The 22,725-nt window shown below is 73.9% G+C and carries 19 protein-coding genes and 2 pseudogenes; 10 read left to right on the top strand and 11 right to left on the bottom strand.

Going from position 1 to position 22,725, the window contains the following annotated elements; genetic code table 11:
• Positions 1–66 precede the first annotated feature (66 nt).
• From folK to ACICHK_RS22135, 5 genes are all read right to left on the bottom strand, one after another.
• Entirely contained in the window at positions 67–678 is a 612-nt protein-coding gene (gene folK / locus ACICHK_RS22115; RefSeq protein WP_151472551.1) for a 2-amino-4-hydroxy-6-hydroxymethyldihydropteridine diphosphokinase, read from the bottom strand.
• Positions 675–1,034 carry a dihydroneopterin aldolase gene (gene folB, locus ACICHK_RS22120; protein ID WP_037625942.1) on the bottom strand — a complete coding sequence of 120 codons (360 nt, stop codon included), beginning with the start codon at positions 1,032–1,034 and terminating at the stop codon, positions 675–677. The genes folK and folB overlap by 4 nt, the downstream gene beginning before the upstream one ends.
• A 268-nt stretch (positions 1,035–1,302) precedes the next feature.
• Complete coding sequence (locus ACICHK_RS22125; protein WP_151472552.1) at positions 1,303–1,797, bottom strand: nuclear transport factor 2 family protein; 495 nt, start codon at positions 1,795–1,797, stop codon at positions 1,303–1,305.
• Positions 1,794–2,705, bottom strand: coding sequence for a dihydropteroate synthase (gene folP / locus ACICHK_RS22130; protein WP_406838256.1), 912 nt, complete (start codon positions 2,703–2,705; stop codon positions 1,794–1,796). The genes ACICHK_RS22125 and folP overlap by 4 nt, the downstream gene beginning before the upstream one ends.
• Positions 2,706–3,064: 359 nt before the next feature.
• Positions 3,065–4,894, bottom strand: a complete 1,830-nt coding sequence (locus ACICHK_RS22135; RefSeq protein ID WP_406838257.1) for a phosphatidylglycerol lysyltransferase domain-containing protein — start codon at positions 4,892–4,894, stop codon at positions 3,065–3,067.
• 199 nt (positions 4,895–5,093) lie between these two features.
• On the opposite strand from ACICHK_RS22135, the gene ACICHK_RS22140 reads away from it, so the two are divergent.
• Together ACICHK_RS22140 and ACICHK_RS22145 are read left to right on the top strand one after the other, a co-directional pair.
• Entirely contained in the window at positions 5,094–6,224 is a 1,131-nt protein-coding gene (locus tag ACICHK_RS22140) for an alpha/beta hydrolase (protein WP_406838258.1), read from the top strand.
• Positions 6,225–6,522: 298 nt separating this feature from the next.
• Complete coding sequence (locus ACICHK_RS22145; protein WP_406838259.1) at positions 6,523–8,289, top strand: hypothetical protein; 1,767 nt, start codon at positions 6,523–6,525, stop codon at positions 8,287–8,289.
• 197 nt (positions 8,290–8,486) lie between these two features.
• Here ACICHK_RS22145 and ACICHK_RS22150 read toward each other — a convergent pair whose 3' ends face one another.
• Both ACICHK_RS22150 and ACICHK_RS22155 read right to left on the bottom strand, forming a co-directional pair.
• A complete protein-coding gene (locus tag ACICHK_RS22150; RefSeq protein ID WP_406841286.1) occupies positions 8,487–9,803 on the bottom strand; it encodes a PH domain-containing protein in 1,317 nt (438 codons plus the stop codon).
• Positions 9,804–9,895: 92 nt separating this feature from the next.
• On the bottom strand, positions 9,896–10,399 hold the full coding sequence (locus ACICHK_RS22155; RefSeq protein ID WP_151474328.1) for a PH domain-containing protein: 504 nt from the start codon (positions 10,397–10,399) through the stop codon (positions 9,896–9,898).
• Positions 10,400–10,424: 25 nt separating this feature from the next.
• Here ACICHK_RS22155 and ACICHK_RS22160 point away from each other — a divergent pair, with 25 nt between their 5' ends.
• Entirely contained in the window at positions 10,425–11,582 is a 1,158-nt protein-coding gene (locus ACICHK_RS22160; protein WP_406838260.1) for an NADH-quinone oxidoreductase subunit D, read from the top strand.
• Here ACICHK_RS22160 and ACICHK_RS22165 read toward each other — a convergent pair.
• Both ACICHK_RS22165 and ACICHK_RS22170 read right to left on the bottom strand, forming a co-directional pair.
• A pseudogene (locus ACICHK_RS22165) lies at positions 11,547–12,089 on the bottom strand (hypothetical protein); the annotation flags it as partial. The gene ACICHK_RS22160 and the pseudogene ACICHK_RS22165 overlap by 36 nt on opposite strands.
• A 486-nt stretch (positions 12,090–12,575) precedes the next feature.
• Positions 12,576–13,112: pseudogene (locus tag ACICHK_RS22170) on the bottom strand (SAM-dependent methyltransferase); the annotation flags it as partial.
• Positions 13,113–13,230: 118 nt separating this feature from the next.
• Between ACICHK_RS22170 and ACICHK_RS22175 the strand changes: the two are divergent.
• The 3 genes from ACICHK_RS22175 to ACICHK_RS22185 are packed head-to-tail and all read left to right on the top strand — an operon-like array spanning position 13,231 to position 15,838.
• Positions 13,231–14,436 carry a sensor histidine kinase gene (locus tag ACICHK_RS22175; protein ID WP_406838261.1) on the top strand — a complete coding sequence of 402 codons (1,206 nt, stop codon included), beginning with the start codon at positions 13,231–13,233 and terminating at the stop codon, positions 14,434–14,436.
• Positions 14,437–14,489: 53 nt separating this feature from the next.
• A complete protein-coding gene (locus tag ACICHK_RS22180; protein ID WP_151474325.1) occupies positions 14,490–15,161 on the top strand; it encodes a response regulator transcription factor in 672 nt (223 codons plus the stop codon).
• A gap of 44 nt (positions 15,162–15,205) precedes the next feature.
• Complete coding sequence (locus tag ACICHK_RS22185) at positions 15,206–15,838, top strand: AAA family ATPase (RefSeq protein WP_406838262.1); 633 nt, start codon at positions 15,206–15,208, stop codon at positions 15,836–15,838.
• A 147-nt stretch (positions 15,839–15,985) separates the two neighbouring features.
• Here ACICHK_RS22185 and ACICHK_RS22190 read toward each other — a convergent pair whose 3' ends face one another.
• Positions 15,986–17,095 carry a DUF5937 family protein gene (locus tag ACICHK_RS22190; RefSeq protein WP_406838263.1) on the bottom strand — a complete coding sequence of 370 codons (1,110 nt, stop codon included), beginning with the start codon at positions 17,093–17,095 and terminating at the stop codon, positions 15,986–15,988.
• Between the two features lie 158 nt (positions 17,096–17,253).
• On the opposite strand from ACICHK_RS22190, the gene ACICHK_RS22195 reads away from it, so the two are divergent.
• Positions 17,254–17,472, top strand: coding sequence for a hypothetical protein (locus ACICHK_RS22195; RefSeq protein ID WP_151474322.1), 219 nt, complete (start codon positions 17,254–17,256; stop codon positions 17,470–17,472).
• Positions 17,473–17,573: 101 nt separating this feature from the next.
• On the opposite strand, the gene ACICHK_RS22200 is transcribed toward ACICHK_RS22195, so the two are convergent.
• Positions 17,574–18,809, bottom strand: a complete 1,236-nt coding sequence (locus tag ACICHK_RS22200) for a threonine aldolase family protein (protein WP_406838264.1) — start codon at positions 18,807–18,809, stop codon at positions 17,574–17,576.
• 219 nt (positions 18,810–19,028) lie between these two features.
• Between ACICHK_RS22200 and ACICHK_RS22205 the strand changes: the two genes are divergently transcribed.
• From ACICHK_RS22205 to ACICHK_RS22215, 3 genes are read left to right on the top strand one after another with little or no spacing between them, the layout of a single operon-like run.
• Complete coding sequence (locus ACICHK_RS22205) at positions 19,029–19,967, top strand: Rossmann-like and DUF2520 domain-containing protein (protein WP_151474320.1); 939 nt, start codon at positions 19,029–19,031, stop codon at positions 19,965–19,967.
• Positions 19,964–20,956 (top strand): pantoate--beta-alanine ligase, encoded by a 993-nt coding sequence (panC, locus tag ACICHK_RS22210; RefSeq protein WP_151474319.1) that lies wholly within the window; start codon positions 19,964–19,966, stop codon positions 20,954–20,956. Before ACICHK_RS22205 ends, panC begins: the two co-directional genes overlap by 4 nt.
• Positions 20,953–22,722, top strand: a complete 1,770-nt coding sequence (locus ACICHK_RS22215) for an L-aspartate oxidase (protein WP_406838265.1) — start codon at positions 20,953–20,955, stop codon at positions 22,720–22,722. The genes panC and ACICHK_RS22215 overlap by 4 nt, the downstream gene beginning before the upstream one ends.
• Positions 22,723–22,725: the final 3 nt, after the last annotated feature.

Genomic DNA, 22,725 nt, shown 5'->3' on the forward strand with positions numbered 1-22,725 from the left:
CTTCGGTAGCCCGCCTGCGGCCGGGGCCCGTGCCGGGCCGGCCTGTGGTCGTCTTGACCTTAACGACTACTCGGGCAGCCGGAGTTCCAGGTCGGCGCGGGCCACGACGCCATCACGGGTGACGGTGTCGAGGAGCCGGGCGACGGGTCCGTGGCCGGGGAGCTGTGCCTCGGGGTCCACGTCGTACCAGGGGGCGAGGACGAAGGCCCGCTCGTGGGCGCGCGGGTGAGGGAGGGTCAGCACCGGGTCGTCGGAGACGGCATCGGCGTACGCCACGATGTCCACGTCGATCGTGCGCGGGCCCCAGCGCTCGTCCCGCACCCGGTGGAAGGCCTCCTCGACCGCGTGGGCGCGCTCCAGGAGCGAGGACGGCGGCAGGGTGGTCCTGAGCACCACGACGGCGTTGAAGTACGAGGGCTGGCTGCCCGGTTCGACGCCCCACGGCTCGGTCTCGTAGACGGGGGAGACGGCCTTGACCCGGACGCCCGGGGTGTCCTCCAGGGCGTCGACGGCCCCCTGGAGGTTCTCCATGCGGTTGCCCAGGTTCGACCCGAGGGAGATCACCGCGCGCTTGGGGTTGCTCAGCGTCGTGTCGGCGGCGTCGACCTGCTCGACCACGGAGGCGGGCACCGGCTGTACGGTCGGGTCGCTGTGGTCCTCGGTGAAGGACGTGGTCATACTCGGCTCCGGATGATCGTGACGGTCACGTCGTCGAAGGGGACCGTGATGGGCGCGTCCGGTTTGTGGACGCAGACCTCGACCTCCTGGACCCCGTCGTGCTTGAGACACGTCTGGGCGATGCGCTCGGCGAGCGTCTCGATGAGGTCGACCGGCTCGCCCTCGACCACGGCGACGACCTCTTCCGCCACGATGCCGTAGTGCACGGTCTTCGCCAGGTCGTCGTCGGCCGCGGCCGGCCGGGTGTCCAGGCCCAGCGTCAGGTCCACGATGAAGGTCTGGCCCTCCTCGCGCTCCTTCTGGAAGACGCCGTGGTGCCCGCGGGCCTTGAGGCCGCGCAGCGCGACACGATCCACGCGAATCACTCCTGCAATCGTCGGTGAAGGCCGTCATGCGCCGGGTGCGGTCGGCGCACCGGCCTCGAACGAATCTACCTGCGGGCGCCGACAACGCTCGCCCGCGGGGACGGGCGTCCCGGTGAAGGCCACGAGACTTCACCGGATGTTCCCCCCGGGGAACGCGGCGGCTCACGGGCCGATAGCGCCGCCCCTACCCAGGACCGGCGGTTCCAATCACCTTTTGCTCCCCTTGCTCCCCCCGCTTCCCGGGGAGCCGTGCGCCCGCTCAGCCGGCGGTGTCCTCGTCCTCCTCCTCGCCGGACTCGGCCAGCACGGGGGAGGCGTGGTGGGACCAGAGCTTCCAGCCGTCGGCGGTACGGCGGAACACGTTCGTGGCGACGACCAGCTGGCCGACGAGCGGGCCCAGCTCGTCGCCGCCGTCGGGGGCGGGGCCGCCGCTGAGGATGTTCTCGGTGCAGGTCACCAGGGCCGTGTCGCCGGACACGCTGACGCGCACGTCGGTGAGGAAGAACTGGATGTACTCCGTGTTCGCCATGATCAGCGCGTACGAGCGGAGCACCTCGCCGCGGCCGTTCAGGACGGGCCAGCCGGGGTGGACGCAGGACACGACCGCGCCCTCGCCCTCGAAGTCGTCGTCGGAGGTGTCCAGGGGGACCAGCCACAGCGAGGACAGCTCCTCGAAGTCACCCCGTTCCATCGCCTCGTAGTACGCCGTGTTGGCGAGTTCGACCTGCTCGACGTCGGTCCGCGGTGTGCTCACCGGGCTCCCTCTGCGGCCGGACCGCCGGCGGTTCCCGTCGCCCCGTCGGTTCGGGCGCCCTCGACGGCGCGGGCGACCCGTACGGCGTCGGCCGTGGCCCGTACCTCGTGCACGCGGACCGCCCAGGCGCCCTGCTGGGCGGCTATCGCCGAGACGGCGGCGGTGGCGGCGTCGCGTTCGCGCGCGGGTGGCGGCGCGCCTTCGGGGCCGGCCAGGACCCGGCCGAGGAAACGCTTGCGGGAGGCGGCGACCAGCAGGGGGTGGCCGAGGGTACGGAGGCGGTCGAGGTGGGCCAGGAGAGCCAGGTCGTGCTCCGGGTCCTTGGAGAAGCCGAGCCCGGGGTCGACGACGACGCGGTCGGGGGCGATGCCGCCCTCCAGGACGGCCTCCACGCGCGCGTGGAGCTCGTCGAGGACTTCCGCGACCACGTTCTCGTACGTCCCCCGGACGTTCCCGCCGGCCAGGAAGCCGCGCCAGTGCATGACCACGAAGGGCGCGCCCGCGGCGGCCACGGCCGGGATCATCGCGGGGTCGGCGAGACCGCCGCTGACGTCGTTGACGAGGGCGGCGCCCGCGGCGAGGGACTGTTCGGCCACGGAGGCGCGCATGGTGTCCACGGAGACGGTGACGCCTTCGGAGGCGAGGCCGCGGACGACCGGGATGACGCGCTTGAGTTCCTCGGCCTCGTCCACGCGGGTGGCTCCGGGGCGGGTGGACTCGCCGCCCACGTCCACGAGGTCGGCACCCTCGGCGACCAGGCCGAGTCCGTGCTTGACCGCGGCCGTCGTGTCGAACCAGCGGCCGCCGTCGGAGAAGGAATCGGGGGTGACGTTCACGACCCCCATGACCGCGCAGCGGTCCCACGTCGGCAGTCCCGCGACTCGGCCGCGCCCGCGCTCGATACTCATACGTCCAGCCTAGGCCCCATGGGCGAGCCCTCATCGCCCGTTGACGGGTCCCGGCGTTCCGCGGGCCCCGGCGCGAGGGCACGGCCCCCGTACGCCGCGGGCCGCCCCACCGGCTTCCGACGGCCCCCCGGACCGCCCGCCGGGCCCTTCCCGGGGGGAGCCGGGCGGCGGCGGCACCCGCCCGCGGACCGGGCCCGCCCGCGGACCGGGCCCGCCGGCCGCGAAGGTCCCGGCAGCGCGGACGCGGCACCGACTGCTTCGGGCCGTCCGCCCCCCTCGGGCCGTCCGCCCCCGGTCGTCCGGCCTCCTGCCCGGGCAGCCGGGCGTTCCCGGTTCGGGGCCCGCGGGGGCGCTCCCGGCTACGCCGCCCTGACCCCCCGCTCCGCCGCCGCGTGGGCGCAGGGACGCGGGGCCGGTGCGCGGCGGCGCAGCACCCGGGGCAGGGCCAGGTTCACGAAGCCCTCGGCCTGCATGGCGGCGAGGCCGATGCGGGGGAGGTCGCGGGAGGCGGCGTAGACCACGAAGCGCGGCTCCCAGCGCGGCCGGAACTTGGCGTTGAACTTGTACAGCGACTCGATCTGGAACCAGCGGGACAGGAACACGAGCAGTCCGCGCCAGGCGCGCAGCACGGGTCCCGCGCCGATCTTCTCGCCGCGCGCGAGTGCCGCGCGGAACATCGCGAAGTTGAGCGAGACCCGGTCGATGCCGAGGCGGGGGGCCGCCTGGAGCGCCGCCACGATGAGCAGTTCGTTCATGCCGGGGTCGGCCGCGCGGTCACGGCGCATGAGGTCGAGAGACACGCCGTCCGGGCCCCACGGGACGAAGTGCAGGACGGCCTTCAGGTCGCCGTACGGGCCGGGCGGATCGTCGGCCTTGTGCGCCGTGGCGATCAGACAGTCGCCGTCGGACGGGTCGCCGATGCGGCCGAGCGCCATGGAGAAGCCGCGCTCGGTGTCGGTGCCGCGCCAGTCCTCCGCCGCGCGCCGTATCCGCTCCAGCTCGCCCTCACCGAGGTCACGGATGCGCCGTACCCGGGTCTCGTAGCCGGCGCGTTCGATGCGCTTGACCATCTGGCGCACGTTGCGCATCGCGCGCCCGGACAGGGAGAAATCCGCGACGTCCACCACCGCCTCGTCGCCGAGTTCGAGGGCGTCGAGGCCGGTCTCGCGGGTCCACACCTCGCCGCCCGTCTCGGAGCAGCCCATGACGGCGGGCGTCCAGGAGTGCGCCCTGGCCTCGTCCATGAAGCGCTCGATCGCGCCGGGCCAGGCCTCCACGTCGCCGATGGGGTCACCGCTGGCGAGCATCACCCCGGAGACGACCCGGTAGGTGACCGCGGCCTTGCCGCTGGGCGAGAAGACGACCGCCTTGTCGCGGCGGAGCGCGAAGTGGCCGAGGGAGTCGCGGCCACCGTGCTTGTCCAGGAGGACGCGCAGCCGGGCCTCGTCGTCCTCCGTGAGGCGGGCGGCGGGGTGTTCGGGCCGGAAGGCGAGGTAGATGGTGGTGACGGCGGTGAGCCAGCCGAGGGCGCCGAGGGAGAAGGCGACGGTCCAGGACGTGGGTCCCGCGTAGTCGACGGGGCCCTCGAAGCCGATCAGGCCGTACAGGACGTGACTGATGCGGTCGGCCAGGCTCGGATCGCCGATCATGCGGTCCTCGTGGACGCTGACGATGACGAGCCCGAGGACGAGGGAACCGGCGCCCATGAGGACGAAGTTGGCGAGCGCGCGCCAGCGGCTGCGCGGATCGGGCAGCGCGGCGAACTCGTCGCGGTGCCGCAGCAGCGGTGCGAGCAGCGCGACCGAGAGGACGACGCCGATCACCGAGTGGCGGTACGCGAACTGCGCGGCGGCACCCGCGGGCAGCAGCAGGACCGCGGCGCGCCACGCCCTGCGCTTGCGGCGCCGCAGCCCGTGGGCGAGCAGCAGCAGGAGCACGCCGACGCTGAGCGAGAGCGCCGCGGCGAACGGCCCGAACGAGCCGGGCAGCACCTCGGCCAGGGCGTGCATACGGCTGTGACGGAAGCGCGGGAAGACGCCCCCGGCGATGTCCAGGAGACCTACGAGCGTGCAGGCCCTGGCGACCAGGGTGGGAACGGCCTCCGCGCTCGGACCGCGCAGTACGCGCCGCGTCCGGCCCGACCGGCCTGGAACCCCACCCGACAATTCCCCATCTATCCTGACAGACATCGCATCCCGTGGTTCCGCGAGAGACCTTGAATCCGGTGCCATTCAGGCATCCGGCGACATTGCGCCCTCTAGGACGGTGTCTTGAGGGGACAGGTTCACTCCCTTCCGGAAAGCCGGTTCAAAAGGCAAGGAAAGTCCAGGGCAAGAACTCGCCGACGCGTGGGGCGGACCCGGACGGAAAGCGCAGGCGGAGCAGCCCATGGGTCTCACGAGCAACAAGGTGCTGGCATTGGTGGTCGTGCTCGCCGTGCTGCTTTTCGTCGGCACGGTGTGGTGGTGGCCGCGGCTCGCCAGACGTACCTGGTGGTCCGTCAGCGGACGGATCGGGCTGCTGCTGGCCACGCAGGTGCTGCTGTTCGCCTCGGTCGGACTGGGCGTCAACCAGGCGTTCGGGTTCTATGCCAGCTGGGCGGACCTCCTCGGCCGTGAGAAGGGCGAGGGCGTGGTCGTCGACCACAACGGCGCGGCCGGTCCGGGCGGCGGTCCCCTCCAGGTCGTGGACACCGAGCCGGTGATCGTCTCGGGCGGGGCCAGGCCTGGGACCGGCGGCCAGATCCAGAAGATCGACATCGTCGGCCGTACGACCCGTATCGCCACGCCGGCGTACGTCTACCTGCCGCCGGAGTACTTCCAGCCGCGGTACCGCACCCGCACGTTCCCGGCCGTCACGGTGCTGACCGGCTACCCCGGCACCGCCCGGGCGCTCATCAAGGGCCTGCACTTCCCGCAGACGGCGAATCGTTTGGTCAGGGAGGGCAGGAGCCAGCCGATGATCCTGGTGATGCTGCGGCCGACCGTCGCTCCCCCGCGGGACACCGAGTGCGTGGACGTCCCCGGCGGCCCGCAGACCGAGTCCTTCTTCGCCAAGGACCTTCCCGAGGCCGTGTCGGACCATTACCGGGTGGGCAAGAGTCCCCGGAACTGGGGCGTCATCGGCGACTCGACGGGCGGGTACTGCGCGCTGAAACTCGCCGTCCACCACCCCGGGACGTACGCGGCGGGCGCCGGCTTGTCGCCGTACTACAAGGCGCCGACCGACCGCACGACCGGAGACCTCTTCCACGGCGACAAGGTCCTGCGCGACAGCGCCGACCTGCGCTGGTATCTGAGGAACAGGCCCGCGCCGGACACCTCGCTCCTCGTCACCAGCAGCAAGGAGGGCGAAGCCAACTACAAGGCCACGCTGGACTTCATAGACCTCGTGAAATCCAAAAGGCTCACCAGGATCTCGTCGATCATCCTCGACAGCGGCGGCCACAACTTCAACACGTGGCGGCGGGAGATCCCGGCGACGCTCCAGTGGATCAGCGGGCGGCTGAGCGACCACTGACGCGTGCCGCGCCGGTGCGGGCGGCGCCCGGTGCGGTGCCGGGCGGACGAATTGGGTTGTCCGGCACGGGGAAATGCCGCCCCGCGGGGGAATGCCGGGTCCCGGTGATTACGATTCGGGAGACCTTCCGGAGCCGTCGGAATTGACCGGGGAGCCGGTGGGATCGGGGGGCGTGGCGGTCTTTGTGGGACAAGCGGTGTGTCTTGCGGACGGCTGGTACAGGACAAAGCCTCCGGGGAGACTGTGTTTTTACCGTGCGGGGCACCAAGATTCGCCTACGCGCGGTAAGTTTCTGGCCATGCCACGTGGACGCCACCGCCATTCCCCGCCCCTGCACAGGGTGCTGCCTTCTTCGGCGATCGCCGGCGTGTCGCTCGTTTTCGCCATAGGACCCTGGCTGTTCACGGACGCGTTCGCGCTCCGTGTCCTGGCTGCGGGCGCCGCGGCGACGGCGGTCGTCAGCGCGGTCGTCCTGCGCCGCTGGGACAGCGCGGCGGGCAAACGCGTAGCCGACCTCACGCGCGCGCGGGCGAGCGACGAGTGGCGTCACGAGGAGCGCGTCGCCGAACTGGAGACGGACCTCGAGGAGTCGCGCGAACTGCGCGTCAAGCTGGAGCAGAAGCTGCGCGCCAAGCGCACCGAGCTGGCGGGCCTGCGCAACGAGCACGCGGCGCTGCTGCGGCGGTACGCCACGGCGGAGACGGAGCGGGCCACCGCCCTGGAGGGGCGCCGGCAGCTCGCCATAGAGGCTTCGGTACCGGCCCGTGCCCTGCCAGCCGCGCGGACGGCTCCGGACGAGCTGGAGAACCACGACTCCCACGACGAATCCTCCGGCACGCCGGGCTCTTCGGACAGCACGGACACCACGGACCCCTCCGGCGCGGTGGACTCGCCGGACATGCCCGGGACGGCCGAGACGTCCGGGGGACCGGACGGGTCCGGGACGCACGAGGAGACGGCGGAGTCCGTGTCCGGCAGCGGGACGGACGCCATCGAGGCCTTCATGGCGCCCGACGACGACGCCTTCCCGGACGGGGACGACGACACGGCTTCCTCTTCCTCGGACGACGAGGACGACGAGGACGAAGACGCGAAGGCGGAGGCCGACGCCGGGACCGGCGAATCCTCCGAGGTCTTCTCCCCGGCCGGCTCGTCGCTCTTCCTGCGGGCCGGAGCGGCGCTGAGCCGTACGACGGGCGCCGCCGGACAGCCGGAGGGCACCGAGGCCCGGACGGCCTCGACGTCCGTGGCCCTGGCGCTGCCGGACGCGGACCACGACGCGGACCCCGACCCCGACGACGCCGTTCCGGCCGCCGCCCCCGACGCCGACCCCGTCCAGGCCCCCGCCACCGGTTCGGCGAGGTCCAGGTCCCTGTCCCCGAACGACGTGCCCCCTCGCGGCGAGTCCGCGCTGGACGCGGCCGTCAGGCGGGACGCGGCGGCCAAGAAGCGCGCGGCGATGCAGAAGGGCGCGGCCGCCACGAAGGAACTGGTCGCGGCGAGGGACCTGGCGGCCGAGCGGGACGCGGCCGCGAACGGCGAGGCCGCCACGAAGGGCGCTCCGGCCGCCGGGACGGGTCCGTCCTCGGACTCCGCCGCGGAGGCGGGTGGGGCGCAGGGGAAGCCCGAGGCGGCCCGCGAGCACGAGCGCGCGGTCGCCGAGGCCGAGCCGTCGCCCGCCGCGCCCGAGACGTCCCGCCGGGCGGTGGCGGCGCCGCCGGCGCGGGCGGCGCTTCCCCCCGCCAAGCCCGCCCAGCGCTCCGGTCACTTCACCGTGCCGACGGCGGTGGCCGTCGTCCCGCACACCGCGCCGGTGCGGCGTCCCTCGGCCGAGGGAGGCTTCGACTTCTTCGGTACGCAGAAGGAGGCGGCCGACGACGCCGCGATGGAGGCCGTGCAGAACGAGGACCTCGCCGACGTGGTCGGCCAGGAGGCGCTCGCCGCGCACGAGGCCGAGTCCGGGGGCGAGACCCCGGACGGCGCCGACCGTCAGGTCATCGACCTGACCGAGCACGACGAGACCGAGCACATCGACATGACGGGGCTGCGGAGCGCGGCTTCCTGAACCGCGCGCCCGCCGGACGGGCGTGACGAACCGAGGGCAGTGGCACCCCGCCACTGCCCTCGGTTCGTTCGTCGGAGGCCCTCGACCGGGAGGCTCCTCGACCGGGAAGCCTCACACCTCCCGCCCCGGCTTCCCGGGCGGAACGTCCCGGGCGTCCTCCCGGAACCGCTCGGCGTGGATTCCCGGTCCATCGTGGTTCAGGCCATCCAGCGGTCCGGTGGGGCCTCCCGCCGTCCCGTGCGGGAGCGGTCCGCCTGCGTGCGGAGAAGGTCCGCCGCCTCCGTGACGTCCCGCAGCCGCGCCGTCACCGTTCTGCCGGCCCCGGTGTCGACGTGGACGTCGGCCAGCCCCTTGCGGCGCTCCCAGGGCCCCTGGGCCAGCCGGACGCTCTGCGCTTTCGCGTGCGGGACGAGGAAGAGGCGGCGTCGCAGCAGCCCGCGGCGCACGGCGAAGACGGTGCCGGTGACGGCGAGCCCGTACCCGCGCCACCAGAGCGGCACGCACCAGCCGGCCCGCCGCGGCGGGCGGTCCAGGGACGCGGGAACGGTCACGCCGGGCAGCACCGCGGCGATCACGGCGTGCGCCACCTCGGGCGGGGCGACGGGCACGAGGACCGAGTTCGACGACCCGGCCACGTCCAGCTCGACGCGCACCCATCTGCCGCGCCACAGCAGGGGTTCGACGATCCGTACGGTCTGCACGCGGCCGGGCGGCACCGTCTCGTGCGCGCGGTCCAGGAGCCCGTGATCGATGCGCAGGCCGTCGGGCGACTCGCCCACCGTCCAGTCGTACTCGCCGACGAAGCGCCCGACGCTGCTCGCGCCCGCCGCGCCGAGCAGGGGCAGTCCGGTCGCGAGGACCGTCCAGACGCTGTGCGTGGCGAACCACAGCAGCGTGGGGACGACGAGCGCGGCGGCCAGGGAGGCCCAGGTGGCACCGGTGAGCAGCAGGGAGGCGGCGAGGACGCCGGGCGGGACGTGCAGCAGCCGGCGGACCGGCGCCTCGCCGACCTCGCCGGCGGACTCGGGCGCGAACCCGGCCGCCCGGGCGAGGAGTTCGGCGCGCAGCCGCCGGGCCTCGCCCTCGCCCAGGTAGGCCAGCTCGTCCTTCTCGTCCGTCCCGACGACGTCGAGCTTGAGCTTGGCGACGCCCGCCACGCGGGCCAGCAGCGGCTGGGTGACGTCGACGGCCTGGAGCCGTTCGAGCCGGATGTGCGCGGTGCGGCGGAACAACAGGCCGGTGCGGATGCGCAGTTCGGTGTCGGTCACCGCGAAGTGGGTGAACCACCAGCTCAGAAAGCCGTAGAGGGCGGCACCCGGGACGATCACGGCGAGTCCGAGGAGCAGCGCGGTCGTCGTGAGTCCGGCCAACTGCTCCTGCGCCTGGCCCGGGTCGTGGACGGCCCAGCCGGCCAGCACGGCGACCGGCGCCCAGGCGCGCCGCAGCGGGGTCACCGGGTGCAACCGCCGCTCGGACGGCTGCTTTCCGTCCGGTGCGGAGCCCTCGCCGTCCAGTACGGAGCCCTCGCCGCCCGGGGCGCCCGTCGCGCCGGGAAGGCCGCCGGGCGCGGCGGACGGGTGCCCCGAGGGGTCCGGGGCGGCCGTGCTCACAGCCCCGCCGATCGGGCCTCGCCCAGTTCGGTCAGCCGGTCCCGCAGCCGCTCGGCCTCGGCCGGGTCGAGACCCGGGATGCACGCGTCGGTGGCCGCGGCGGCCGTGTGGAGCTGCACACTGGCGAGCCCGAAGCGACGTTCCAGCGGCCCGGAGGTCACCTCGACGAGCTGCATGCGCCCGTACGGGACCACGGTCTCCTCACGCCACAGCACGCCCCGGCTGATCAGCAGGTCGTCCGCGCGTTCCGCGTACCGCCAGGAGCGCCAGTTGCGGTCCAGAAGGTGCCAGCCCCACGCGGCGAGGGCGAGCGGCAGCAGGGCGAAGGCCGCCCAGCCCGGACCGGCGAACAGGGCGAGGAGCACCCCGGAGGCGATCGTCAGGATTCCCAGCCACACCACCAGCAGCAGTCGCCGCATGTGCAGCAGCCCCGGAGGCAGTCCGGTCCAGACCGGCTCCCCCGGCGCGCTCTCCCCGGTCCGCGCGCTCCCCGTCTCCATGGAGCAAGCGTACGTACGAGAGACTGTGGCCATGACTCCCACGACGGAGACCGTGGTCGGCATCGGCGGCGCCGCCGAGAGCACCGACATGGTGCTCAACATCGGACCCCAGCACCCCTCGACCCATGGCGTGCTGCGACTGCGGCTCGTACTCGACGGCGAGCGGATCCAGCACGCGGAGCCGGTCATCGGCTACATGCACCGCGGCGCCGAGAAGCTCTTCGAGGCGCGCGACTACCGCCAGATCATCATGCTCGCCAACCGCCACGACTGGCTGTCGGCCTTCTCGAACGAGCTGGGCGTCGTCCTCGCCGTGGAGCGGATGCTCGGGATGGAGGTCCCCGCGCGCGCGGTGTGGACGCGCACGCTGCTCGCGGAGCTCAACCGGGTCCTCAACCACCTGATGTTCCTCGGCTCCTACCCCCTGGAGCTGGGCGGGATCACCCCGATCTTCCACGCCTTCACCGAGCGCGAGGAACTCCAGCACGTCATGGAGGAGATCTCCGGCGGGCGCATGCACTACATGTTCAACCGCGTCGGCGGCCTCAAGGAGGACCTCCCGGCCGGATGGGCCACACGCGCGCGTGCCTGCGTCGCCGCCCTGCGCTCGCGGATGGGCGTGTACGACGACCTGGTGCTCGGCAACGAGATCTTCCGGGGCCGTACGCGCGGGGTGGGCGTCCTCACCGCGGAGGCCGTGCACGCGTACGGCGTGAGCGGCCCCATCGCGCGGGCCTCCGGCGTCGACTTCGACCTGCGGCGCGACGAGCCCTACCTCGCCTACGGGGAGCTCCAGGACGCCCTGAAGGTCGTCACGCGCGAGGAGGGCGACTGCCTGGCCCGCTTCGAGTGTCTCCTGGAGCAGACGCACAACTCCCTGGACCTCGCGGACGCCTGCCTCGACCGGCTGGCCGAGCTGCCGCCCGGCCCGGTCAACCAGCGCCTGCCGAAGGTCCTGAAGGCGCCCGAGGGGCACACGTACGCCTGGACCGAGAACCCCCTCGGCATCAACGGCTACTACCTCGTCAGCAAGGGCGAGAAGACCCCGTACCGGCTGAAGCTGCGGTCCGCCTCCTTCAACAACATCCAGGCGCTCACCGAACTGCTGCCCGGGACGCTGGTCGCCGACATGGTGGCGATCCTGGGGTCACTGTTCTTCGTGGTCGGGGACATCGACAAGTAGCGCGTCGCGCAGGACGGCGTCGGTGCTGGCGCCGGCACCGACATCGGGGAAGCCGACGGGCTGGAGCAGCCAGCCGAAGTCGCCCAGCCCGCCCGGCGCGGTGAGTTCCGCGGCCTGGCCCGCGCCCGCGAGGGCGCGCACATAGGCGGCGGGGTCCGTCGACGCCAGGGCGAGCGGGGGGCGGGCGCCGCTCACGCCCAGCGCGCGCAGCGCCGCGCGCTGGGTCACCACGCGGCCCCCGGGCAGCGCGCACGCGTCGAGCGCCACGTGCGCGGTGATGTCGCACGAGCCGTCCGGCACCGGCGCCGTCTCGCGGCCCTCCCGGAAACCCGTGAGCGTCCCGAAGGGCGGCCGTCCGCCCGCGAAGTGCGCGTAGTCGACGGCGACGGCGAGACCCCGGTCGAGCGCGGACACGGCGGAGGCCCAGGCGAGGTCCCGGGGGAGCCCGATCTCGGCGCGTGCGCCCTCGGCCGGCGCGAGGGGCGCCCCGGACGACAGGTCCGCCCCCGCGGGACGGGGCGCTTCTTGTATGGACACGCGCTCGGACAGGCCACCCGCGGCGGGACCGCGCCGCCCTTCCGGCGTGGGGTCCAGCAGCCCTCCCGGCATGGGGTCAGGCTGGCTTTCCGGCATGGGGTCCGGCAGCCCTCCGGGCATGGGGTCAGGTCGGTCTTCCGGCGTGGGGTCCGGCAGTTCTCCTGGCGTGGGGTCCGGGAGCCTTTCCGGGGTGGGGTCAGGTCGGTCTTCCGGCGCGGGGCCAGGCCGGTCTTGCGGCATGGGATCCGGCAGCCCTCCGGGCGCGGGGTCCGGGAGCCTTCCCGGGGTGGGGCCAGGTCGGTCTTCCGGCGCGGGGCCAGGCCGGTCTTGCGGCATGGGATCCGGCAGCCCTCCGGGCGCGAGGTCCGGGAGCCTTCCCGGGGTGGGGTCCGGCAGCCCTCCCGGCATGGGGTCCGGTCGGCTTTCCGGGGTGGGCCGGGTGTTGGTCGGTGGCCACCACCAGTTCCGGAGCCACCGGGCGTCCTCCCCGGTGACCGGCTCCCCGAGGCGTTCGGTCCCGTCGGCGCGGACGAGGACCCGCCGCGGCACTCCGTCCGCGCCGACCTCGGCCACGTCCACGGGCACGTTGTCCAGCCACTCGTTGGCGAACAGCAGCCCGGTGACCCCCCGAGGCGGCTCGGAGAGCCACGAGATCCGCCGGTCGAGGCCGGCCGGCCGGTCCGCCCGCTCGACGGCGTACGCGCGCACGCGGCCGGCGACGTCGGCGGGCAGGGCGGCGAGGACGCCGGTCACCAGCTCGCCGCGGCCGGCCGCCATGTCGACGAAGGCCAGCGGATCCGGGTGGCCCAGCGCCGCGTCGAGACGGCACAGCAGCCGCGCCACGGCGCCCGCGAACAGCGGGGACGCGTGCACCGAGGTCCGGAAGTGCCCGGCCGGTCCCTCGGGCCTTCGGTAGAAGCCGGAGGGGCCGTACAGCGCCTCCTCCGTCGCCTCGCGCCACCCGCGCCATCCGTCCGCCGCCGCACGTTCCACGGGGCCAGGCTAAGCGTCCCGGAGCGGGAGGCCTCCACCTTGGGGAGTACGACGGGTGGCGCCGGATCGGTCCTCCGGTTGACCCCGGCACACCGCGCGCCTCCATACTCTGGGTTACGTGCAGCGCCTCTACGACTTTCTCCGCAGGTACCCGACATGGGTCGACAGCTTCTGGGCCGTCGCCCTGCTCGGGATCTCCTGGGTGAGCATCAGCAATGTCAACGGCGCCGCGAAGGGACCGCCGTCGGTCTCCACGGCGCTCCCGATCGCCGTCGCGCTGAGCGCGGTCGTCGCGCTGCGCCGCCGCATGCCCGAGAAGATGCTGCTCCTGGCCGTGGCGGCCGGCCTCGCACAGCTCGTCCTGGACGTCCCGTCGGCGCCCGAGGACTTCGCCATGCTGGTGATCATCTACACGGTCGCCGCGAACGGAGCCCGCTGGGCCTCCCGGCTCGCCCTGATCGGCGGCCTGTGCGCGGGCACGCTCTCGCAGCTGCGCTGGCCCACGACCGAGACCAGCGGAGCCGGCAGCGTCTTCATAGCGATCTTCCAGACCGTCCCGTTCGCGCTCGCCTGGGTGCTCGGCGACTCGATCCGCACCCGTCGCGCCTACCTCGCACAGCTGGAGGAGCGGGCCGCCCGGCTGGAGAAGGAGCGCGAGGCGCAGGCCAAGGTCGCGGTCGCCGCCGAGCGGGCCCGGATCGCGCGCGAGCTGCACGACGTCGTCGCGCACAACGTCTCGGTCATGGTGGTTCAGGCCGACGGCGCCGCGTACGTCATGGACACCGCCCCGGACCAGGCCAAGAAAGCGCTGGAGACCATCTCCGGGACCGGCAGGCAGGCCCTCGCCGAGATGCGCCGGCTGCTCGGCGTCCTGCGCACCGGCGAGCACCAGGAGGTCGGCGAGTACGTGCCGCAGCCCGACGTGGAGCAGCTCGACGACCTCATCGAGCAGTGCCGCACCTCGGGCCTGCCCGTCGACTTCAAGGTCGAGGGCACCCCGCGCCCCCTGCCCAGCGGCGTCGAACTCACGGCGTACCGCATCGTCCAGGAGGCGCTCACCAACACCCGCAAGCACGGAGGCCCGAACGCGGGCGCCAGTGTCCGTCTGGTCTACTTCGACGACGGTCTCGGCCTGCTCGTCGAGGACGACGGCAAGGGCGCGCCCCACGAGCTGTACGAGGAGGGCGGCGCCGACGGGCAGGGGCACGGCCTGATCGGCATGCGGGAGCGCGTCGGCATGGTCGGCGGCACCCTGGACGCCGGGCCGCGGCCCGGCGGGGGATTCCGCATCAGCGCCCTGCTGCCGCTCAAAGCGGCCCATTGACACCTGTACACATTCGACCCTCCGAACGATCCTGACGAAGTGAAAGGCCCCCGATGGCGATCCGCGTGATGCTCGTCGACGACCAGGTGCTGCTGCGCACCGGTTTCCGGATGGTGCTCGCCGCCCAGCCGGACATGGAGGTCGTGGCCGAGGCGGGCGACGGCGTCGAGGCCCTGCAGGTGCTGGCCGCCACCGAGGTCGACGTGGTCCTGATGGACGTGCGCATGCCGAAGCTCGACGGGGTGGAGACCACCCGCCGCATCTGCTCGGAACCGAACCCGCCGAAGGTGCTGATCCTCACCACCTTCGACCTCGACGAGTACGCGTTCTCCGGACTGAAGGCGGGCGCCTCCGGATTCATGCTCAAGGACGTTCCCCCGGGCGAGCTGCTCGCCGCCATCCGCTCCGTGCACAGCGGCGACGCCGTGGTCGCGCCGTCCACCACCCGGCGGCTGCTCGACCGGTTCGCGCCGCTGCTGCCCAACGCCGGCAAGGAGCCCCAGCACAAGGGGCTCGAACGGCTCACCGACCGCGAGCGCGAGGTCATGATCCTCGTCGCGCAGGGGCTGTCCAACGGGGAGATCGCGGCCCGTCTCGTCCTCTCGGAGGCCACCGTGAAGACGCACGTCGGGCGCATCCTCACCAAGCTGGGACTGCGTGACCGCGTCCAGGTGGTCGTCCTCGCCTACGAGACGGGACTCGTCCGGGCGGGCGGACTCGGCTGAGGAGACGTGACCGGGACGTGACCGGCGCGCACTAGGGTCTGCCCATGCTCCTGTGGATCAACGGGCCCTTCGGGGGCGGCAAGACACAGACCGCACACGAGATCCAGCGCAGGCTGCCCGGCAGCGTCATCTGCGATCCGGAACACGCCGGTTTCGGCCTCCACCGCATGCTCCCGCCCGAACTGCGCGGCGATTTCCAGGACTTGGTGTCCTGGCGGCAGGGTGTGGTCGAGGTGCTCGACCTCGCGCTCGGCGCGCGGGACGGCGTGGTCATCGCCCCCATGACGGTCACGGACCCCGGGCACTTCGGGGAGACGGTCGGACGGCTGCGCGAACTGGGCCACGACGTACGGCACTTCACGCTGCTGGCCGAGCGCGAGACCGTCCTGCGGCGGCTGCGCGAACGCGGCTTCGGACACCTCGTCGGCCAGGTCGCCGGGAAGGACGCCCCGCTGCGGCGCGAGAGCTGGGCCGTGGGGCGGCTCGACCACTGCCTGGAGCGACTGCGCGAGCCGGAGTTCGCCGAGCACCTGTGGACCGACGGGACGTCGGTCGCCAGGACCGCCGACCGCATAGCGGTCCTGGCGGGGCTGACCCTCGCGCCGAACCGCGACGGCGCCCTGCGCGGACGCCTGCGGCGGGCGCGGACGAGCGTGCGCCACATCCGCTTCGACTGACCCGCCCACGGGCTTCCGCCCGAGCCCCCAGGCTTTCGCCGCGACGCACCCGCAGCCGGGATCCGGCGCGGCCCCGATCCACCCCCGGTCCGACCCACCCCCCAGTCCGAGCCGCTCACGGGCTTCCGCCCGGGCCGGCCGTGGGCCTCAGCGCAGGATCCCCTCCAGGAAGTCGCTGCCCAGCCGGGCCACCACGCCGACGTCGAGCTGGTGCAGCACGTACCGGCCGCGGCGCCGCGTGGTGATCAGGCCCGCCTTCTTGAGCACGCTCAGGTGCCGGGATATCTCCGGCGCGGTCATGCCGTGCGCCTGCGCCAGCTCGCCGGTGGTGTACGCGCTGCGGGCCAGGTGGCGGCAGATGCGCATCCGGACCGGGTGGGACAGGGCGGTCATCCGCAGGGTGAGCTGCTCCACGGAGAGCGGGGCGGCGAGTTCGGGGGAACTGACGGGGTACTGCAGCACCGGCTGCCACCGGTACCGGTGCAGCACCAGCAGGTGCGGACGGCCGAGGCTGGTGGGGACCAGGAGCAGACCGCCGTCCGCCGTGACCGTCGTGCTCCCCTCGGTCAGCTTGTCGACGGTGATGACCCGCGCCGTCTCGTCCAGGGACAGGGCGGAGGAGACGGAGGCCAGCGCCTCGGACAGGCCCTTGTGCCGGAGCAGATCCGTCTTGTGACGGGCCTCCGCGGCGAGCGGGTGGCGCAGCCGGGACCAGGTCTCGGCGAAGAAGGCCTCGTCACAGTCCTCCAGGAACTGCCGCAGCCAGGCCCGCACGCCCGGCGGGTCCACCAGCAGCCGCTCGGTGAACCGCGTCTGCTGCGGCCCCCGCGAGGCGGCCAGATCCACGGCGCGCCGCCGCACCTCGGGGTCGGAGAGGGCGTGCGGCCCCTCGGAGCCGTAGGCCGGGGCGCAGGTGAACTCCAGGGCCGCGTCCACGAACTGCTCGTCCGTGAGCTTGTCCAGCAGGTCCAGGTCCTCGGCGAGCGTCGCGCCCGGCAGCGAGGCCCCGCCCGGGAGGCCCGCGCACGGGAGGAACAGGTCCGAGAACGTCGTGCGCCACAGGAAGTCCGCCTCGCACATCCGGTCCGCGAGATGGGGGTCGAGCCCGGCGGCCACCCCCGTCACCCAGCCCTGCAGCCCGGGGTGGTGCCCCGGCTCCGCCAGCGCGTGCAGCGCCATCCCCAGCTCGGCCAGCGGCGACGGCACGACGGCGACGCGCTCCGGCCGCAGCCCGCCGATGTCGATGCGCACGCTCATGTCCCCATGGTGCACCCCGCCACCGACAGCGGCCGTCGCCGATTGACGGCGGCCGTCAATCGGAGCGACAGCCGCCGCGATCAGGCGCAGCCTGGGACGAACGGGGCGGTTCGGGCGGAACCGCCGGGCCCCGCCCCCGTCCCGAGAGGGGATCGGTCATGAGCATCACCCAGCAGTACCTCCTGGACGGCTACCGGGCCGCGCAGCACGGTGAGGCCGCGCCCCCGGCGCCCGGCAGCCACGACCGGGAGACCGTGCGGGAGCTGCGCGACTACCGCCGGTTCCGGGCCGTGATGGCCGGGCGTCCGGCCACGGGGCGTCTGCGCGGGGCCCTGGGCCGGTGGCTGCGCGGCGGGCACCGGCGGCCGGTCCACTGAGAACCGCGCCGCCGCCCCGCCCCGGTCCTCGTACCGTGCCGGGTCCCGAGGCGCCTCGCACCTCCGTGCCGCGCGGTGCCCCCGGACGCGGCGCCCCCGGACTAGGGGGTGATCCGGTCCGGCAGCCGTTCCACGAACGTGCGGACCGCCGCCCGCACGTCGTCCGCCGTCCACTCCAGCCCCGGTTCGGCCACCGTGACCTCGGTGTACGCCAGTCCCGGGCCGCCCCGGTTCCAGCCCTGGGCGAACAGGCCCGTCCCCGTCTCCTCCACGTGCCGCAGCGCCGCGTCCCCGAGGGCGTCCGGCTCGTACGGCAGCCAGACCTGGAACTGGTGGGTGTGCGGCTCCTCCGGGAAGACGCGGGCCCAGGGGAGACCGGCCTCCGCGAAGCCCTCGCGCAGGGCGCCGGCCACCACGCGCGCGTGGGCGACGTACTCCGGCAGCCGGGGCAGCTCCCGCTCCAGGCCGATCAGCGCCGACAGGACGGTCGGGAACTGCTGGATGATCATGCCGCCGTACCGGTGCCGCCAGGTCTTCGCCTCGTCCACGAGTGTCTTCGGCCCCGCGACGGCGGCACCGCCGAAACCGCCGAGCGACTTGTAGAACGAGACGTACACGCTGTCCGCGAGGCCGGCGATCTCCGCCAGGGGGCGGCCGAAGTGCGGGACGCACTCCCACAGCCGGGCCCCGTCGACGTGGACCACCGCGTCGCGCTCCCGGGCCGCCTCCACGACCTCGGTGAGCTCCTCCCAGGTGGGCAGGACGAAACCGGCGTCCCTGAGGGGCAGTTCCAGCAGCAGCGCGCCGAACGGCTCGGGGAAGTCCCGTACCTCCTCGGCGGTCGGCATCCGGGGCTCGTCCGTCAGACGGACCGGGCACAGGCCGCTGACCTGGCTGAACGCCTGCCGTTCATGGACTTCGGGATGACTGAGGGCGTGCAGGGCCACGGTCGGGTTCCCGGTCCGGCCCGCCCAGCAGCGCAGCGCGACCTGCTGGGCCATGGTCCCGGTCGGGAAGAAGACCGCCGCCTCCGTGCCCAGCAGCTCGGCGACCCGCTCCTCCAGGGTCTCGACGAGGCCGCCGCCGTACATGTCGACCCGTTCGTCGAGGTCGCACACCTCGCCGGCGCCCTCGCCCAGCCATTCCAGACGCTCGCGGAGCGTCAGCTGGTAGCCGGGCCGCCACAGCACCCGCTCGGCCACCTTCCAGGCGGCCGCGCGCCGCTCGAACCGTTCCTGGTGAGACAGCCCCGCCGTCTCCCGCCCGTCCCGCTCCGCGGGTTCCGTACCGTCCCGCTCCGCAGGTTCCGTACCGCTCCGTGCCGCCGTATCGCTCATCCCAGGATCATGTCCCGCCCCACCCCTTCGGGGCACCCCGAATTCCACACACCGGTGACCTGTGGAAATCCCGCCCGCGCGGCCGTCGCGCACGACACCTCGACGGCCCGCGGAAACCCACAGCCTGTGGACGACCGGACTGCCCTCCGGCCAATCGCGTTAACATGACGAGAAATCGTCCGGTACCCCGAGCGGACTGGAACGGAAGGCCGCCGTCGAGTGAGTACACATCCCCAGCCAGAGCCCAAGGACCGCCCCGCGCGGCTGACCGTCGGCGTCGTCGGCGCCGGCCGCGTCGGACCCGCGCTCGCCTCCGCGCTCCAGCTCGCCGGACACCGCCCGGTGGCCGTCTCCGGCGTCTCCGACGCCTCCCGGCGGCGTGCCGCGCAGCTCCTGCCCGGCGTTCCGCTGGTGTCCCCGGCCGAGGTCCTGGAGCGCGCCGACCTCGTGCTGCTGACCGTTCCCGACGACACGCTCCCCGGGCTCGTCGAGGGACTCGCCGAGACGGGTGCCGTCCGTCCGGGACAGCTGCTGGTGCACACCTCCGGACGGTACGGCGCACGCGTGCTCGACCCGGCCCTCAGGGCGGGCGCGCTGCCGCTGGCCCTGCACCCCGCGATGACGTTCACGGGCACCGCGGTGGACGTCCAGCGGCTCGCCGGATGCTCCTTCGGGGTCACCGCCCCCGAACAGCTGCGGCTGGCCGCCGAGGCTCTCGTGATCGAGATGGGCGGCGAGCCCGAGTGGATCGCCGAGGAGTCCCGGCCGCTCTACCACGCGGCCCTCGCGCTCGGCGCCAACCACCTGGTGACCCTGGTCGCCGAGTCGATGGACCTGCTGCGCACCGCCGGTGTCGGGGCCCCCGACCGGATGCTCGGCCCGCTCCTCGGCGCCGCCCTGGACAACGCGCTCAGGTCGGGCGACGCGGCCCTGACCGGACCCGTCGCGCGCGGGGACGCGGGCACGGTCGCCGCGCACGTCGCCGAACTGCGCGAGCACGCCCCGGAGACCGTCGCCGGTTATCTGGCGATGGCCCGCGCGACCGCCGACCGCGCGCTCGCCCACGGACTGCTCAAGCCGGAACTCGCCGAGGACCTCCTGGGGGTGCTCGCCGCCGGGACGGACGCGGCCCAGGGGACCGAGGGAGACGCCCGATGACCACCACCCTGCTGCGCACCGCCGGTGAACTGTCCGCGCGGGCCCGGACCGGCCGCAGAGCCGTCGTGATGACCATGGGCGCCCTCCACGAGGGGCACGCCACCTTGATCCGCACCGCCCGCGAGATCGCGGGGGACGCGGGCGAAGTGGTCGTCACCGTCTTCGTGAACCCCCTCCAGTTCGGGCAGGGCGAGGACCTCGACCGCTACCCGCGCACGCTCGACGCCGACCTGAAGATCGCCGAACAGTCGGGCGCGGACGTCGTGTTCGCGCCGTCCGTCGACGAGGTCTACCCCGGCGGCGAGCCCCAGGTCCGGATCTCCGCGGGACCGATGGGCGAGCGCCTGGAAGGCTCCGTGCGGCCCGGTCACTTCGACGGCATGCTCACCGTCGTCGCCAAGCTGCTGCACCTGACCCGGCCCGACGTGGCCCTGTTCGGCCAGAAGGACGCCCAGCAGCTGGCCCTGATCAAGCGCATGACGCGCGACCTGAACTTCGGCGTGGAGATCCTCGGCGTCCCCACCGTGCGCGAGGAGGACGGGCTCGCCCTCTCCAGCCGCAACCGCTACCTCTCGGCCGGGGAGCGGCGCACCGCCCTCGCCCTCTCCCAGGCCCTGTTCGCCGGCCGCGACCGGCACGCCGCCCAGGAGGCGCTGCGCGCGCGGGCCCTGGAGGTGCCCGCCACGCGCGAGCGCGCCGAGGCCCTCAGCGCCATAGGCGAGTCGCGGGCCGCGGCCGACGCGCACGCCGTCGCCAAGGCCGTCCCCGGCTGGCCCGGCGGGGTCCGCTCGGCGGCCCGGCTGGTCCTCGACGAGGCGGCCCGCCTCAGTCCGCCGCTGGTCCTGGACTACCTCGCTCTCGTCGACCCCGACGACTTCACGGAGATCCCGGACGACTTCACCGGCGAGGCGGTCCTCGCCGTCGCCGCCCGGGTCGGGACGACCCGCCTGATCGACAACATTCCCCTCACCTTCGGAGCCGCCTCGTGACCGGCAAAGGCACAGGTTCAGACACCACCAACGGCACCGGCATACGCCTGCACGCGCCCGCCCCGGGCTGGGCCCTGAGCGCGGACGTCGTGGTCGTGGGCTCCGGCGTCGCCGGGCTCACCGCGGCCCTGCGCTGCGAGGCCGCGGGGCTGCGGACCATCGTGGTCACCAAGGCCCGCCTGGACGACGGCTCCACCCGCTGGGCCCAGGGCGGGGTCGCCGCGGCACTCGGCGAGGGCGACACCCCCGAGCAGCACCTGGACGACACCCTGGTCGCGGGCGTGGGCCTGTGCGACGAGGAGGCCGTGCGCACCCTCGTCACCGAGGGCCCCGACGCGGTGCGCCGGCTCATCGCGACCGGCGCCCACTTCGACGAGTCCTCCGAGGGCGACCTCGAACTCACCCGCGAGGGCGGCCACCACCGCCGCCGCATCGCGCACGCGGGCGGCGACGCGACCGGTGCCGAGATCTCCCGGGCCCTCGTCGAGGCGGTCCGCGCGCGCGGCCTGCGCACGGTCGAGAACGCGCTCGTCCTGGACCTCCTCACGGACGCCGAGGGCCGCACCGCGGGCGTGACCCTGCACGTCATGGGAGAGGGCCAGCACGACGGCGTGGGCGCCGTCCACGCCCCCGCCGTGGTCCTCGCGACCGGCGGCATGGGCCAGGTCTTCTCCGCGACCACCAACCCGTCCGTGTCCACCGGCGACGGCGTGGCCCTCGCCCTGCGCGCGGGCGCCGAGGTCTCCGACCTCGAGTTCGTCCAGTTCCACCCGACCGTGCTCTTCCTCGGCGCCGACGCGGAGGGCCAGCAGCCGCTGGTCTCCGAGGCGGTACGCGGCGAGGGCGCCCACCTGGTCGACGCGGACGGCGTGCGCTTCATGGTGGGACAGCACGAGCTGGCCGAACTGGCGCCCCGGGACATCGTCGCCAAGGGCATCACGCGCCGCATGCTGGAGCAGGACGCCGAGCACATGTTCCTCGACGCCCGGCACTTCGGCGCCGAGATGTGGGAGAACCGCTTCCCCACGATCCTCGCCGCCTGCCGCGCCCACGGCATCGACCCGGTGACCGAGCCCGTCCCGGTCGCCCCGGCCGCCCACTACGCCTCCGGCGGCGTCCGCACCGACGCCCGGGGCCGCACCACGGTCCCCGGCCTGTACGCGTGCGGCGAGGTCGCCTGCACGGGCGTCCACGGCGCCAACCGGCTCGCCTCCAACTCGCTGCTCGAAGGCCTCGTCTACGCCGAGCGCATCGCCGCCGACATCGCGGAGCGCCACGCCGAGGACGGCCTGCACGCGCGCGTGCCCGAACCCGTCCCGCACCCCGAGACGCCCGCGCACCCGCTGCTCGCCCCCGAGACCCGCTTCGCGGTCCAGCGGATCATGACCGCCGGCGCCGGTGTGCTGCGCTCCGCCGACTCCCTCCAGGCCGCGGCCGAGCAGCTCCAGCGGCTGCACACCGACGCGCGGGACGCCCTCGACGAGAACGGCAAGACCTCCGAGCCCGGCGTCGACACCTGGGAGGCCACGAACCTGCTGTGCGTGGCCCGCGTCCTGGTCGCCGCCGCCCTCCTGCGCGAGGAGACGCGGGGCTGCCACTGGCGCGAGGACCACGCCGACCGGGACGACGAACAGTGGCGCCGCCACATCGTCGTACGGCTGAATCCCGACCGGACGCTCGCCGTCGGCACCACCGATACCGCAGACTTCCCCCCGACATCCCGGCAGCCCCACCCGGCGCCCCAGTCCCGTCCCCAGGAGCAGTGACCG

The organism is Streptomyces sp. AHU1 (assembly GCF_045343905.1).
GTDB lineage: Bacteria > Actinomycetota > Actinomycetes > Streptomycetales > Streptomycetaceae > Streptomyces > Streptomyces triticiradicis.

Coding starts and splice junctions, on each gene's coding strand:
- folK (WP_151472551.1), bottom strand. CDS start 678: ATGACCACGTCCTTCACCGAGGACCACAGCGACCCGACCGTACAGCCG.
- folP (WP_406838256.1), bottom strand. CDS start 2,705: ATGAGTATCGAGCGCGGGCGCGGCCGAGTCGCGGGACTGCCGACGTGG.
- ACICHK_RS22135 (WP_406838257.1), bottom strand. CDS start 4,894: ATGTCTGTCAGGATAGATGGGGAATTGTCGGGTGGGGTTCCAGGCCGG.
- ACICHK_RS22140 (WP_406838258.1), top strand. CDS start 5,094: ATGGGTCTCACGAGCAACAAGGTGCTGGCATTGGTGGTCGTGCTCGCC.
- ACICHK_RS22145 (WP_406838259.1), top strand. CDS start 6,523: ATGCCACGTGGACGCCACCGCCATTCCCCGCCCCTGCACAGGGTGCTG.
- ACICHK_RS22155 (WP_151474328.1), bottom strand. CDS start 10,399: ATGGAGACGGGGAGCGCGCGGACCGGGGAGAGCGCGCCGGGGGAGCCG.
- ACICHK_RS22180 (WP_151474325.1), top strand. CDS start 14,490: ATGGCGATCCGCGTGATGCTCGTCGACGACCAGGTGCTGCTGCGCACC.
- ACICHK_RS22185 (WP_406838262.1), top strand. CDS start 15,206: ATGCTCCTGTGGATCAACGGGCCCTTCGGGGGCGGCAAGACACAGACC.
- ACICHK_RS22190 (WP_406838263.1), bottom strand. CDS start 17,095: ATGAGCGTGCGCATCGACATCGGCGGGCTGCGGCCGGAGCGCGTCGCC.
- ACICHK_RS22195 (WP_151474322.1), top strand. CDS start 17,254: ATGAGCATCACCCAGCAGTACCTCCTGGACGGCTACCGGGCCGCGCAG.
- ACICHK_RS22200 (WP_406838264.1), bottom strand. CDS start 18,809: ATGAGCGATACGGCGGCACGGAGCGGTACGGAACCTGCGGAGCGGGAC.
- panC (WP_151474319.1), top strand. CDS start 19,964: ATGACCACCACCCTGCTGCGCACCGCCGGTGAACTGTCCGCGCGGGCC.